We start from the raw sequence: 15,131 nt of genomic DNA, 5'->3' as shown, positions 1-15,131 counted from the left end.
TTGCCTTTCTTGCTACTTTTAAAGCAAGAGAATAAAAAAAACTCTCCATGAGGGAGAGGTTTCATTTAACACTGCTTTGATAAAGGAGACAAAGCTTAGTTTTTAACCTTTGTTACATAAGTCTAATTCTGTGTTTCAAGTGGCTTGTCTGATACATCAACCACCTGATGTGGGTCTTGCGAATCAAGCTTGATGAACAGAGCCAATAACCCCATCGCGGCCATGCCCCAGAACACAAGCGGTCCCCAGTGCTCATAACCCCAGCCACTCAATACGGTCATTAACGCGATAAATGCGCCCAACGGAATCGCGTTATACAACGCTTGCAACGCTACGATCTTATTTTCTTCGGAGTTTTGGATATATTGGATCGCGGCAATGTGTGCGGTAGCGAAAGTCACACCATGCAATAGTTGAACAACCACCAAAGCAATAATTGATGTTGTCGACGCCGTAATACCCCAACGCATCATTACACCAACGGCAGCAGCAATAAACAGCGCGCGTATTGACCAACCTACGAATAAACGCTTACTCAGTGCAAACACTGCCACTTCTGCGGCCACCCCCAAGCTCCATAAGTAGCCAATGACATCTTCCGAGTGACCAGCGGCCTTCCAGTGAATCGCACTAAAGCCGTAGTAAGCCGCATGACTGCCCTGAATTAGTGACACCAACACTAAGAATTTTAGTATCGGCTTGTCGGTCAAAAGAGCGGTCAGCTTTGGACGTTCTGCGCTTTGCCCACCGTGCGTTACAGGCATTGGGTTAGTCGGTCGCATAGCAAACAGCAACGAGATAAACACGCCGAACATCGCAGTGTACAAGATCATATCGGAGCCAAATTCAGCCACCAGGTAGCCCACTGCCGTCGAGCCTGCGATAAAGGCGATCGAACCCCATAGCCGCGTGCGGCCATAATCGAGCATTTTCAGGCGAGCGTAGTAATTTGCCATCGCGTCCGACAACGGAATAATCGGTCCACAACAAAGATTGAACAACACTGTCGCTAGTGCCATTAACCAAAAGCTACCACCCGTAAAAAAGTGAAATCCAACAAAAAGGAGGGCAGCGAAACTCAACCAACGTAAAGCAGGCATAAGATGTTCGACTTTGTGTACTCGTGGGGTGATCACGATATTGGCAACACAACGTGTCGCAAGGCCTAACCCGACCAGCAAACCGATATCTGTCGAAGATACGCCCTGATCCTTAAACCAAAGTGACCAAAATGGCAGATACACGCCATACGCAAAGAAGAATCCGAGAAAGTACTGGGAAATCCAGCCATACGGAGAAGGTTTCAACATTACTAATATCCTAAAACGGGAACACCAACGTTCGAGCCGGGAATTATGGATCGCCATGCGTATTATAAAAAGGGAAGAATAAGAAACTTATCGTTTCCTCGATGGAATACTAACTTTGCGACATTTGGCATCTTCAAGCGAAAACATCGTAATTTAGACCAAAGTCGTCTGGCTTCCGGTAAGAAATTTGTCAGACTTAGAGAGTGTTCCTTCCATCATTATTGGGTGTTCTCATGCCTGACAAATTTAACATGCAATCTCCACCGTTCGATCGCTTAACTGAAGCACAACAAACGCGACTGCGATCGTCTCTGGACGTCGCCTACTATCGAGCTCGAGATGTTATTTTATCCTGCGGACAGAAGAACCCCCACTTACATATTCTGATCAAAGGCGCGGTAGAAGAGCGCTCCAACGATCAACAGGAAGTGTTCGCACATTATGCCAACGACGATATGTTCGATGTACGCTCGTTACTTGAAGACAAGGTACGTCATCACTACATCGCGCTTGAGGACACGCTCTCTTACCTACTGCCGAAAGAAATTTTCCTTGCCCTTTACAACGAAAATGGCCAGTTTGCAGCCTATTTCGATAACAATTTATCGAAACGGCAAGAGCTCATCGAAGCGGCCCATCAACAGCAAAACTTAGCGGAGTTTATTCTCACTAAAGTTGACCGCAGCATTTATCACCCACCGATGATCCTCGAACCAAATACACCAATTAACGAGGTAACACGTTCCTTAAAAGAAAATGGGATTGACGCTGCATTGGTTCAACTCCATGGCGATGATCCACGATTGGAAAAATGGCCATCAGCCCACCCGTACGCAATAGTGACTCGTACTAATATGCTGCATTCTGTGATGATAGATGGTTGCGCGCTCGACACACCAGTGGGTGAGATCGCGAGCTTTCCTGTTTATCACGTTGATGATGGTGACTTTCTATTCAACGCCATGATCACAATGACCAGAAACAGAATGAAACGCCTCATGGTATGTGAAGGCAACAGAGCCGTTGGCATGCTGGATATGACCCAAATTCTTAGCGCGTTCTCAACCCACTCTCACGTGTTAACGCTCAGTATTGCTCGAGCAAGCAGCGTGGAAGAGCTCGCTTTGGCCTCAAACCGCCAACGTCAATTGGTCGAGAGCTTATTGAAAAACGGCATCCGCACTCGCTTCATCATGGAGCTGATCTCAGCCGTAAACGAACAAATTATCGAGAAAGCGTTCGAGTTAGTGATACCACCAGCCTTGCACGACCATTGTTGCTTGATCGTACTCGGCTCTGAAGGCCGAGGAGAGCAAATTCTCAAAACCGATCAAGACAATGCCCTGATTATTCAAGATGGTCTGGAATGGCCTCATTGCGAACAAGTGATGCAATCCTTCACACACACCCTACAACAGCTCGGTTATCCATTTTGCCCTGGCAAAGTGATGGTTAACAACCCGAAATGGGTCAAAACACAGCAAGAATGGATAAGCACCCTAAACCACTGGATAGCTAAAGCCGAACCAGAACAAATCATGGACTTAGCCATTTTCAGTGACGCCCATGCTGTTGCTGGGAATTGCGAGCTGCTGGCTCCAATTGCGGCGCATCTTCGTGACACAATGAAAGATCGCATGTTGATATTGTCTGACTTTACTCGCCCTGCCTTGCAGTTTTCGGTGCCCCTAACTCTATTTGGCAACGTAAAAAGTGCTAAAAACGGATTGGACATTAAACGCGGCGGTATTTTCCCAATTGTACACGGCATTCGCGCCTTGTCTTTGGAGTATGCCATTGAAGAGAAGAACACGTTTGAACGCATTGAAGCACTGAGAAATAAGCGCATCTTAGAACCCGAAACAGCAGATAATCTCAACGAAGCACTAAAATTGTTCTTTAAACTTCGCCTTAATCAGCAACTCAAAAAGCAAGAAGCGTTGAATAACATTGATATTAAACAACTGGATAGAACTGAGCGTGATTTGCTTCGCCACAGCTTACATGTGGTCAAGAAATTTAAGCAATTTTTAGGCTTCCATTATCAAATTCGTGATTAACCCTGATTTTCATAAATCACAGAGGCGTAGGCAATGAACTGGTTACAACGCAAATACTGGCACTACAAATTGAAAGGTTCGCCTTATCAGTCGCTGTTTTGCACGCCAGATAAAACAGAATACGTCTCTCTTGACTGCGAAACCACCAGCCTTGACCCAAATCGCGCCGAGCTGGTGACTATTGCAGCCACCAAGATCATCGACAACCGCATCATCACCAGTCAACCATTTGAAGTCCGCTTACGCGCGCCACAATCGCTCGACTCTGGCTCGGTCAAGATCCATCGAATTCGCCACCAAGACTTAGTCGATGGCATCAGTGAAAAAGAGGCGCTGCTCGAGCTGCTCGACTTTATCGGCAACCGACCACTTGTGGGCTATCACATTCGTTACGATAAAAAGATCTTAGACCTTGCTTGTCTGCGGCAACTTGGCTTCCCACTTCCTAACCCACTGATCGAGGTCAGTCAGATTTATCACGATAAGTTGGAACGACATTTGCCGAATGCCTATTTCGACTTAAGTCTGGATGCCATTTGTAAACACCTCGAACTTCCTATCCAAGACAAACACGACGCTTTGCAAGACGCGATTTCTGCCGCTTTGGTCTTTGTCCGCTTAACGAAAGGCGATTTACCCAACCTAACCGCGCCGTATACATAAAAATCAGTTGACCTAGCTCCCAGAAATACTTTTGTTTCAGCGATTTCCCGGCGCTTCCATCACTCTCATCCTAAAGTCTAATTGTGGAAATACGCGCGGTGACTGACAGTTATAAGCACAACGTCGTCATTACCACGACCAAGTTATTTAGAACCAAAAAACAGCCCTACAAAAATATATTCAAAATCTTATCTAGATTGGTGTAAGGCCGAGAAATAAGGCACAAGGAGAGAAGCCATGAGCGAAGCCCACGTTTATCCGGTAAAAGAAAATATTAAAACTCATACACACGCGGATAATGATACTTACTTAGCCATGTATCAGCAGTCGGTAACCGATCCAGAGGGCTTCTGGAACGAACACGGCAAAATCGTTGATTGGATCAAACCTTTCACCAAAGTAAAAAGCACTTCTTTCGACACTGGCCATGTTGATATTCGCTGGTTTGAAGATGGCACACTGAACGTCTCGGCTAACTGTATTGACCGTCATCTTGCAGAACACGGGGATAACGTCGCCATCATTTGGGAAGGCGATGATCCAGCCGACGACAAAACACTCACTTTCAACGAACTGCACAAAGAAGTGTGTAAATTCTCCAACGCATTGAAAGAGCAAGGCGTACGCAAGGGCGACGTAGTGTGTCTATACATGCCAATGGTGCCAGAAGCCGCTGTGGCTATGCTCGCTTGTACCCGTATTGGTGCGGTTCACACCGTAGTATTTGGCGGTTTCTCACCAGAAGCACTATCCGGCCGTATCATCGACTCTGACGCTAAAGTCGTGATCACCGCAGACGAAGGCGTACGTGGCGGACGCGCTGTTCCACTGAAAAAGAACGTGGATGAAGCACTAACCAACCCAGACGTAAAAACCATCAATAAAGTCGTCGTGCTTAAACGTACAGGTGGTGATGTTGAATGGCATGAACACCGTGATGTTTGGTGGCACGAAGCAACAGCCAACATTTCTGACGTTTGCCCACCAGAAGAGATGAAAGCCGAAGACCCGCTGTTCATCCTCTACACATCTGGCTCGACAGGTAAACCTAAAGGCGTACTACATACTACAGGCGGTTACCTCGTCTACGCGGCAATGACCTTTAAATATGTCTTCGATTATCAACCAGGTGAAACCTTCTGGTGTACCGCGGATGTGGGCTGGATTACAGGCCATACTTACCTAATTTATGGTCCACTAGCGAACGGGGCCAAAACCATTCTGTTTGAAGGTGTTCCAAACTACCCAAGCACGGCTCGTATGAGTGAAGTGGTTGATAAGCACCAAGTGAACATTCTCTACACTGCGCCAACCGCTATTCGTGCACTAATGGCAAAAGGTAACGAAGCGGTAGCAGGGACATCTCGTTCAAGCTTACGTGTGATGGGTTCAGTAGGTGAGCCTATCAACCCTGAAGCGTGGGAGTGGTACTACAAAACGATTGGTAACGAGAGCTCGCCTATCGTTGATACTTGGTGGCAAACAGAGACCGGCGGTATCTTAATTGCACCACTACCAGGCGCAACAGACTTAAAACCAGGCTCAGCAACTCGACCATTCTTCGGAGTCCAACCTGCACTGGTTGATAACATGGGCAACATCATTGAAGAAACCGCAGCAGAAGGTAACTTGGTGATCCTTGATTCATGGCCAGGTCAGATGCGTACTGTTTATGGCGACCACGAACGCTTTGAACAGACCTACTTCTCAACCTTCAAGGGAATGTACTTTACTAGTGATGGGGCTCGTCGTGACGAAGACGGTTACTACTGGATCACGGGCCGTGTTGATGACGTACTAAACGTGTCGGGTCACCGCATGGGTACCGCTGAAATAGAATCGGCTCTTGTCGCACATCATAAAATTGCTGAGGCCGCTATTGTGGGCATTCCGCATGATATCAAAGGCCAAGCTATCTACGCTTACATTACCTTGAACGATGGTGAATTCCCGTCAGCAGAGCTACACAAAGAAGTGAAAGATTGGGTGCGTAAAGAGATTGGTCCAATTGCAACACCAGATGTACTGCACTGGACGGATTCCTTACCGAAGACTCGTTCTGGTAAGATCATGCGTCGAATCCTGCGTAAAATTGCAACGGGTGATACCAGCAACCTCGGAGACACATCAACGCTTGCCGATCCGAGCGTTGTAGATAAACTTATCGCAGAGAAAGCAGAATTGGCATAAATTCAACCAACTGTTTTAAAAGCACTTTAAAAACCGCCATCACTCATGGCGGTTTTTTGCTTTAGTGCACAAATTGGCCACACAAAAAATATGGCAATTATGTTGTTTTTGTTAACTTGGTTACAGAAACGAGAGTGGCTATTAGGAGATTAGACCAGTAAATTGCTGCTAATTGCTATGAATTAGCTATAATCTTGGTCGATTTTTTAAAATTTGCTCGGTTTTAACAAAAAAATCGTGCTGAACTATCGTATATTTGGGAATATAAACGTTCCACTCACGATAAGGGAAGATAGCAACACAATGTCTGCAAAGTCACGGATTCTTGTTCTAAACGGACCAAATCTTAATCTATTGGGTCTGCGCGAACCGACACACTATGGTCACAGTACCTTAGCTCAAGTTGTGGATACTCTTACAGAGCAAGCCCATAACGCTGGGGTAGAACTGGAACACCTACAATCAAATCGTGAGTACGAACTGATTGAAGCCATTCACGCTGCCTATGGCAAGATTGACTTCATCATCATCAATCCAGCGGCTTTCACTCATACTAGTGTGGCGCTGCGAGATGCATTACTTGGCGTCGCCATCCCATTTATTGAGGTGCACTTATCAAATGTGCACGCACGTGAACCATTCCGTCATCACTCTTATCTGTCAGATAAAGCAGAGGGTGTGATTTGCGGTTTAGGCGCACAAGGTTATGAATTTGCTCTGTCTGCAGCGATCAATAAGCTACAGGCAAAGTAACCCTAACACTCTGCAACCCTACGAGGGTTGTCTTAATCACAAGATAAAAGAGAAAGAAAAGATGGATATTCGTAAAATCAAGAAGCTAATTGAGTTAGTTGAAGAGTCTGGCATTGCTGAGCTAGAGATCTCTGAAGGTGAAGAGTCAGTGCGCATCAGCCGTCATGGCACTGCAGCCCCTCAAGCACCAATTCACTACGCAGCAGCTCCAGCGGCGGCACCTGCTCCAGTAGCAGCGGCACCAGTAGCGGAAGCGCCAGCAGTAGAAGCTCCAGCAGCAACACCTGCAGGTCACCAAGTTCTTTCTCCAATGGTTGGTACTTTCTACCGCTCTCCAAGCCCAGACTCTAAAGCATTCGTAGAAGTAGGTCAGAAAGTAAATGCTGGCGATACTCTATGTATTGTTGAAGCAATGAAAATGATGAACCAAATCGAAGCGGACAAATCTGGCGTTGTTACAGCAATCCTAGCTGAAGACGGCCAACCAGTTGAATTCGACCAACCTCTTGTTGTAATCGAATAAGCGGGGCTTGCCTTATGCTAGACAAAGTAGTCATCGCGAACCGAGGTGAAATTGCACTTCGTATTCTTCGCGCTTGTAAAGAATTAGGTATTAAGACCGTCGCTGTTCACTCAACAGCGGACCGCGATCTTAAGCACGTACTACTCGCAGACGAAACCGTATGTATCGGCCCTGCTCGTGGTATCGACAGCTACCTAAACATTCCACGCATCATTTCTGCAGCAGAAGTGACTGGTGCTGTGGCTATCCACCCAGGTTACGGCTTCCTGTCTGAGAACGCAGACTTCGCAGAGCAAGTTGAGCGCAGTGGTTTCATCTTCGTTGGTCCAAAGGCAGACACTATCCGCCTAATGGGCGATAAAGTATCTGCTATCAATGCAATGAAGAAAGCAGGCGTTCCTTGTGTACCGGGTTCTGACGGCCCTCTAGACAATGACGAAGAGAAAAACAAAGCATTTGCTAAGCGCATTGGTTACCCAGTAATCATCAAAGCATCTGGCGGCGGCGGCGGTCGTGGTATGCGTGTTGTACGAGCAGAGAAAGACCTTATCCAAGCCATTGCAATGACACGTGCTGAAGCAAAAGCGGCGTTCAACAATGACATGGTTTACATGGAGAAATTCCTAGAAAACCCTCGTCACGTTGAAGTTCAGGTTATTGCTGACGGTCAAGGCGGCGCAATCCACCTTGGTGAGCGTGACTGTTCAATGCAACGTCGTCACCAAAAAGTAGTGGAGGAAGCTCCAGCACCTGGTATCACCGAAGAAATGCGTAAGTACATCGGTGAACGCTGTACTCGTGCATGTATCGAGATCGGTTACCGCGGCGCAGGTACGTTTGAATTCCTATACGAGAACGGTGAGTTCTACTTCATCGAAATGAACACTCGTATTCAGGTAGAGCACCCAGTAACAGAGATGGTTACTGGCATCGACCTAATCAAAGAACAGCTTCGTGTTGCAGCGGGTCAGCCTCTGTCATTCACTCAAGATGATATTAAGATCCGTGGCCATGCGATTGAGTGTCGTATCAACGCAGAAGACCCTGAGCGCTTCCTACCATCTCCGGGTAAGATCGAGCGTTTCCACGCTCCTGGCGGTATGGGTGTACGTTGGGAATCTCATATCTACACAGGCTACACAGTACCACCTCATTACGATTCAATGATTGGTAAACTGATCACTTACGGTGAGAACCGTGATGTAGCGATTGCACGTATGAAGAACGCACTGGGTGAGATGATCATCGAAGGCATCAAAACTAACGTACCACTGCAATTCTCCATCATGAATGACGAAAACTTCCAACACGGTGGTGCAAACATCCACTACCTAGAGAAGAAGCTTGGCTTACAATAAACCTAAGCAAACGTCTTAAAAAATGCCCACTCCCGTGGGCATTTTTGTTTTATATGTACGCGAACGGCTCAACATATAAATCGGCTTATTTGGGTATATACTCAAACAAATCGTAGAGTTCTGGTAAACTCTGCGCCACTTCATTCACTTTAAGAGCAAAAACCAATGCCTTGGATTCAAATCAAACTCAACGCGACCAATGAAAACGCTGAGCAAATCGGCGATATGCTAATGGAAGAGACTGGCGCGCTGTCTGTTACATTCTTAGACGCGCAGGATACACCTGTATTCGAACCTCTACCTGGCGAAACTCGCTTATGGGGCGATACTGATATTCTGGCACTGTATGATGCAGAAGCAGACACTAACTTCATCATCGACCAAATTAAAGCGAGCAATATGCTGGCTGACAATTTTGCTTACAAAGTAGAACAGCTTGAAGATAAAGACTGGGAACGCGAATGGATGGAAAACTTCCACCCAATGAAATTTGGTGAACGCTTATGGATTTGTCCAAGCTGGCGCGACATTCCAGATCCTGACGCTGTTAATGTTATGTTGGATCCAGGCCTTGCATTCGGTACGGGTACTCACCCTACAACAGCACTTTGTCTTGAGTGGCTAGAAAGCATGGACTTAAGCGGTAAGACCGTTATCGACTTCGGTTGTGGCTCAGGTATTCTTGCGATCGCAGCGATCAAACTGGGCGCTGAAAAAGTGATAGGGATCGACATTGATCCTCAAGCCCTGCTTGCTTCAAAAGACAATGCTGAGCGTAATGGCGTTGCAGACAAACTAGAAGTTTACTTACCGCAAAATCAACCAGAAGGTCTCGTCGCTGACGTCGTTGTGGCCAACATCCTTGCGGGACCTTTACGTGAACTTGCACCTATCATCAAAGGACTAGTTAAGCCAAATGGCGACCTCGCTATGTCCGGCGTATTAGACACTCAAGCTGAAGATGTTGCGAACTATTACCGTGACGAGCTTCACATTGACCCAATTGTTGAGCAAAGTGAATGGTGTCGCATCTCTGGTCGTAAGCAAGGCTAGACAAGGTTTTCAGAGCTAATTGTTTGAAATTCATACAATTTACAAAAACAATTTGTAAATGCTCAAATATTAGTCTTTTCACGCAGTGAAAAAATGCGTAAAATGCGCGCCCTTGCTGGTACAGAACTGTGATGACGTTTTGAAAATCGGAAACTATCAACTTAAGAACAATCTAATCGTAGCCCCTATGGCTGGTGTAACGGATAGACCGTTTCGCGAGTTGTGTCTTCGCTATGGTGCGGGAATGGCCGTCAGTGAAATGATGTCTGCTAACCCAAAACTATGGGGAACGTCAAAGTCGAAACAGCGCATGGTACACGAGGGCGAATCGGGCATTCGCTCTGTACAGATTGCGGGTTCCGATCCACAGCTTATGGCGGACGCAGCTCAATTCAGTGTTGAGAACGGTGCACAAATCATCGACATCAACATGGGCTGCCCGGCAAAAAAAGTGAATAAGAAGCTAGCGGGCTCTGCTCTGCTTCAATACCCAAACATTATCGAAGAGATTTTGAAAGCGGTCGTGAATGCAGTGGACGTTCCTGTAACGTTAAAGACTCGAACTGGCTGGGATACAGACAACAAGAACTGTGTCCAGATCGCTAAATTAGCCGAAAACTGCGGCATACAAGCTCTTGCTCTGCATGGCAGAACGAAAGCATGTATGTACAAAGGTGAGGCCGAATATGACAGCATTAAAGCGGTAAAAGAGGCGATTTCAATTCCGGTTATCGCGAACGGTGATATCGATAGCCCGGAGAAAGCCAAATTTGTACTGGAGTACACCGGTGCGGACGCTTTAATGATTGGACGCCCTGCCCAGGGTCGTCCTTGGATTTTCCAGGAAATCCATCACTATTTGGAAAACGGCACCACAATGGAGGAACTTCCAACTGAGGAAGTGAAAACCATTATGCTTGGTCATGTAAATGCTCTGCATGAGTTTTATGGGGAGTTCTTAGGTCCACGTATCGCGCGCAAGCACGTTGGGTGGTACCTGAAAGAGCATGAACAGGCAAGTGAGTTTCGCCGTACCTTCAACGCTATCGACGCAGCTCCGCTGCAAATTGAGGCGTTAGAAGGTTATTTTGATAACGTTGCATCATAATTAAGAGAAGAGCTAGACCGAATATGTTCGAACAAAATCTGACTTCAGAAGCATTAACAGTAACTACAGTAACGTCACAAGACCAGATTACTCAGAAGCCTTTACGTGACTCTGTTAAAGCGTCTCTTAAAAACTACCTTGCTCAACTAAACGGCCAGGAAGTAACAGAACTATACGAATTAGTTCTAGCTGAAGTTGAACAGCCACTACTAGATACTATCATGCAGTACACTCGCGGTAACCAAACTCGCGCAGCAACTATGATGGGTATCAACCGCGGTACTCTTCGCAAGAAACTTAAGAAATACGGCATGAACTAAGACCGTTTTTCAAAAAGTATTTGGAACAAGCCGTTACCTTTTTAGGTAACGGCTTTTCTTTATCTACTAAAACACTACGAATAACGCTCACTTTGTTCAGTATTACCAACTGGCTTTAAGATAACTACTGCTGAGCCAAACAATAGCAAAGCCACGAAAGCGACCCATTCATTGCCTACAGAATACGCGAAGCCCGCCAAGGCAGACCAAATCGCGACACCAAAGTGCATCATACTCATTCCAAAAGACATCAGCACACCTCGATATTCATCAGATAAGCTTGCGATATGTGCTTGTAATGCCGGAGAACCAACCCCTCCAGCGAGAGACCAGAGCACTAGAGCTGGAAGATAAGCGGTCACCGTACTCATCTCATTTGAGAACACCCATGCACTACAAGGTATGCACACCATTAAGGCCACTCGCATAACGGCTCGAGAGCTACCAAGCCAGCGAGAAGCTCTTGCCACGCACATATTTCCAACCACACTCACGATCCCTAGAGCTGCATAAATAGCGCCCACCCAACCGAGCGCCAAATCGCTGGTATCTCGAATATGAAGGCCTATCAGGTTAAATACACCAATACCTCCCCCTAGAGCTAAACACATCGCTAAAATCGCCCTAAACGCGCCAGGAACATGAATTACACCTGTTATAGGTGGCAGAGCATCTGACATTTGGGACTCATCATGCTGGTCATTCATGAACACTACGCTCATAGCACTGACAAGAAGAGCCGCAACGCCCAAAATAATAAAAGCGGCACGCCATGATAAAAGCTGGGTCAACAATGCTCCGATCGCAGGGCTAGTTATCATACCTAGCGTTAATCCCGCCTGAACCATCACAATTTGACGCATCGCTCTATTACCCTTCGCGTCTCCCGCTAACGCGAATGCAATTGGTAACATGCCTGCACTTGCAATACCAGTGATCACTCGAGTTGCAATAGCAAGTTCAAAATCATGAACTATGCCCGTCGTAATAGACGCAACCCCAAATACAAAGCAAGCAGGCACCATGATACGAATACGCCCAACTCGGTCTGATAAACGGCCCAAGTAAGGAGCGCAAATTGCTATGGCTAAACTATATGCTGTAATAAATAAGGTCACCTGACTCGGTTGAACACTTAAATCATTTCCGATAGGTTCAAGAATAGATCCAAGCATCAACTCATCAGCACCAACAAGAAAAGCAACGAGAAATAGGATCATGGACTGCATCATAGCTCCACCTCCTGTTCTGTTTCCGATTCAGCACAAGTGAGCAACGAAATATCTAAAACTCTATCAGGCCAAGATTGCAAAAATGCCTTCTCATGAGATACTACAATCACTCTACCGGAAAAGCGCTGGAGAGCCTCTTTAAGCGCATTTTTACTGTTGCTATCCAAATGTGTTGTTGGTTCGTCCAACAGCAAAACATTGCATTTCTGAACCGATAAACAACACAGTTTCACCCGAGTTTGCTCACCACCGCTCAATGTATCTAAGTGGCGCTGCGTCTTATCCCCCGTGATCCCAAAGCGAGCTAATAGCTTGCGTGACTCTTTGCTTGAGATTGTTGGCGCACAAGAGCACAGCTCCTGTTCAGGCGTGTTCTGAGGATGGCGCCAAGACAAATCTTGAGAAAAATAACCAATCATTGCACCTTTTGCCAATACCACCTCACCAGAGAGTGGCTCGATCTCCCCCATCAGGGTTTTAAGTAAGGTCGACTTACCTACGCCGTTAAAGCCAGCAACAACCAACTTTTCCCCGCGCGCTAACGTGATATTAAATACTGGAAGCAGAGGCTGCTGATAACCGATCATCAACGCTTTTGCGTCAATCACATTCGGTTGCCCAATGGGCTGGTAAGCAAAGTCAAACATCGATACTTTCTCTACATTATTCAGTTGAATACGTTCGATTTTATCCAGTTTTTTCTTACGCCCTTTAGCAAGACTCGCGTTAACTCCAGCGCCATTTTTGGCAATAAATTGCTCTAACTTTCGAATTTCATTTTGCTGAGCCTTATATTGCTTTTCTATCAAAGCACCATCGTGATGCTTTTGCTGCATTGCTTTGACATAAGTGCCGCTGTATTTTCGAACCGTTTGATAATCAATATCACAAATACTGGTCGCTACTTGATTAAGGAAATCAACATCATGAGAAACCAGTAAAACTGTGCCAATGTAATCATTGAGAAACGTGACTAGCCATTCAATGTGCGGAGCATCAAGATAGTTTGTCGGCTCATCAAGAATTAACACATCGGGGTTGCGAAGTAACAACCTGCCTAAAAGGACTTTGTGTCTTTGACCGCCACTTAGCGAGACAAGCGGTGTATCTAAGCCAAATTGATAAATGCCAAGACCTACAGCAACTTGTTCAATTTTGGTATTAATTGCATAGAAGTTTTCATCTTCTAAATATGCCTGTAGCCGAGCGACTTGGCTTAAAAGAGATGTAGAGTGAGACTCGGTCATCGCATGATACAAAGTCCAAAGCTTTTGCTCTGCAGCGTATAAACTCTCAAAAGAGCCCTTTAAACACTCATGAACTGTCAGCACATTATCGATCTTAAAATGTTGTTCTAAATACCCCACCTCAAGGTTTGGTAACCATTCAATGCAGCCCTTATCTGCAGATAATTCACCGAAAAGCAGTTTCAATAAGGTGCTTTTTCCAACACCATTCGCTCCGGTGATACCTATTTTCTCTCCCACGTTAATACGAAAGGTCACGTTGTTGTATAACGTCTTATCAGCTATCTGATAAGACAAATTTTTAACTTGTAAAATACTCATGTTTTCAACCAAATAAAAAAGGGCCGGTGATCAATACCGGCCCTTATTTCAATACTGGGTAATGCTTTGTAGCTGCTTAACAGATACAAAAAGGCCGATGATGAAATATCACCGGCCATCTCTTCTCTTTTATCAGGTGTACAAGCTCCTGCGTATAACTTCAGCGAAGCTACCCACACATAAAACACCTGATGAAGATTAATTTAAGACTCCGAGCAACACTTCATCGCGTTTTTTGCACGGAGTTCAGCCTTCTTACAAAGCTTTTAAACAAGAGATATAACATGATTTACTGTCGAAAAAACATTCGATGTGAAGCGTACACTTTTAGAATAAAAAGTACCAGATAATTATTAAAACTATCGTGACTTACACGAAGGTCCAGTGAAAGAAGACTTTTCCTCAGTCAATGTGCCAGGTGAACTGCTTACTCAGCAAACACAGCTATGAAAGCACCTATACCGCTCACGTTATACGTACGTAGTGGTGGCTTTGAAGGTTGGAGAGGGTTAGAGGGAAGAAGTAGCGAATATACTTTAAGACACTGGCTTAAATAGATCGACAAAACAAAATCCATGTTTGGAAAGTTTTAAATGCGCTGAGTTTATATTAATAAGCGCCTATGGCTAAATCAAAACATCTAAAGCAGAGAAATCTTCCCCCGAAAATAACATAACCTAGTAAATAAATTTTCCAGGTAATAATAAAGGAAGCTTTGGTAAGTTAAGCACAGGGGCTCAAAACTAGCGCTCGAGACTGCAGAAACCACACAAAACTGCGTTCCACTTCACTCATAACAGGGCTTAGAAAGCATCGCCAGAGGGAAGCCGTCCTCTCGATACAAGGTTTCAATATGAAAGTGGGTTTAAGGTAAGTCGGGGAACCAAAACGAAAAAAGCCCCAGTCTTTCGACTGGGGCTTAATATAAGTGGCGGAGTGGACGGGACTCGAACCCGCGACCCCCGGCGTGACAGGCCGGTATTCTAACCAACT

At 45.7% G+C, this 15,131-nt stretch carries 12 protein-coding genes; 9 read left to right on the top strand and 3 right to left on the bottom strand.

Annotation, left to right across the window (positions count from 1 at the left end):
• Nucleotides 1-122 precede the first annotated feature (122 nt).
• Nucleotides 123-1,310, bottom strand: a complete 1,188-nt coding sequence (locus tag R7Q46_RS20890) for a 3-phenylpropionate MFS transporter (RefSeq protein WP_053307400.1) — start codon at nucleotides 1,308-1,310, stop codon at nucleotides 123-125.
• Between the two features lie 233 nt (nucleotides 1,311-1,543).
• Between R7Q46_RS20890 and R7Q46_RS20885 the strand changes: the two genes are divergently transcribed.
• The 9 genes from R7Q46_RS20885 to fis all read left to right on the top strand — a co-directional run bounded on the left by R7Q46_RS20885 (nucleotide 1,544) and on the right by fis (nucleotide 11,338).
• Nucleotides 1,544-3,370, top strand: coding sequence for a DUF294 nucleotidyltransferase-like domain-containing protein (locus tag R7Q46_RS20885; RefSeq protein WP_318077766.1), 1,827 nt, complete (start codon nucleotides 1,544-1,546; stop codon nucleotides 3,368-3,370).
• A gap of 33 nt (nucleotides 3,371-3,403) precedes the next feature.
• The gene (locus tag R7Q46_RS20880) at nucleotides 3,404-4,033 is read left to right on the top strand and encodes a 3'-5' exonuclease (RefSeq protein ID WP_005382363.1); all 630 of its coding nucleotides are present in this window, start codon (nucleotides 3,404-3,406) and stop codon (nucleotides 4,031-4,033) included.
• 237 nt (nucleotides 4,034-4,270) lie between these two features.
• Complete coding sequence (gene acs, locus R7Q46_RS20875) at nucleotides 4,271-6,223, top strand: acetate--CoA ligase (protein WP_262630477.1); 1,953 nt, start codon at nucleotides 4,271-4,273, stop codon at nucleotides 6,221-6,223.
• A 303-nt stretch (nucleotides 6,224-6,526) separates the two neighbouring features.
• The gene (aroQ, locus tag R7Q46_RS20870; RefSeq protein WP_005382360.1) at nucleotides 6,527-6,976 is read left to right on the top strand and encodes a type II 3-dehydroquinate dehydratase; all 450 of its coding nucleotides are present in this window, start codon (nucleotides 6,527-6,529) and stop codon (nucleotides 6,974-6,976) included.
• 61 nt (nucleotides 6,977-7,037) lie between these two features.
• The gene (gene accB / locus R7Q46_RS20865; RefSeq protein WP_262630476.1) at nucleotides 7,038-7,499 is read left to right on the top strand and encodes an acetyl-CoA carboxylase biotin carboxyl carrier protein; all 462 of its coding nucleotides are present in this window, start codon (nucleotides 7,038-7,040) and stop codon (nucleotides 7,497-7,499) included.
• A gap of 14 nt (nucleotides 7,500-7,513) precedes the next feature.
• Nucleotides 7,514-8,857, top strand: a complete 1,344-nt coding sequence (gene accC / locus R7Q46_RS20860) for an acetyl-CoA carboxylase biotin carboxylase subunit (protein WP_005382509.1) — start codon at nucleotides 7,514-7,516, stop codon at nucleotides 8,855-8,857.
• 165 nt (nucleotides 8,858-9,022) lie between these two features.
• Nucleotides 9,023-9,910: a 50S ribosomal protein L11 methyltransferase gene (gene prmA, locus R7Q46_RS20855; protein ID WP_005382507.1), complete on the top strand. Its 888-nt coding sequence runs from the start codon at nucleotides 9,023-9,025 to the stop codon at nucleotides 9,908-9,910.
• A gap of 139 nt (nucleotides 9,911-10,049) precedes the next feature.
• Nucleotides 10,050-11,018: a tRNA dihydrouridine synthase DusB gene (gene dusB, locus R7Q46_RS20850; RefSeq protein WP_005382505.1), complete on the top strand. Its 969-nt coding sequence runs from the start codon at nucleotides 10,050-10,052 to the stop codon at nucleotides 11,016-11,018.
• A 23-nt stretch (nucleotides 11,019-11,041) separates the two neighbouring features.
• Nucleotides 11,042-11,338, top strand: a complete 297-nt coding sequence (fis, locus tag R7Q46_RS20845; RefSeq protein WP_000462885.1) for a DNA-binding transcriptional regulator Fis — start codon at nucleotides 11,042-11,044, stop codon at nucleotides 11,336-11,338.
• Between the two features lie 74 nt (nucleotides 11,339-11,412).
• On the opposite strand, the gene R7Q46_RS20840 is transcribed toward fis, so the two are convergent.
• Nucleotides 11,413-12,570: an MFS transporter gene (locus R7Q46_RS20840; protein WP_318077764.1), complete on the bottom strand. Its 1,158-nt coding sequence runs from the start codon at nucleotides 12,568-12,570 to the stop codon at nucleotides 11,413-11,415.
• Nucleotides 12,567-14,138 (bottom strand): ABC-F family ATP-binding cassette domain-containing protein, encoded by a 1,572-nt coding sequence (locus R7Q46_RS20835; RefSeq protein WP_318077763.1) that lies wholly within the window; start codon nucleotides 14,136-14,138, stop codon nucleotides 12,567-12,569. The genes R7Q46_RS20840 and R7Q46_RS20835 overlap by 4 nt, the downstream gene beginning before the upstream one ends.
• Nucleotides 14,139-15,131: the final 993 nt, after the last annotated feature.

Source organism: Vibrio sp. 811 (genome assembly GCF_033339195.1).
This window is presented reverse-complemented; position numbering and strand designations above follow the sequence as displayed.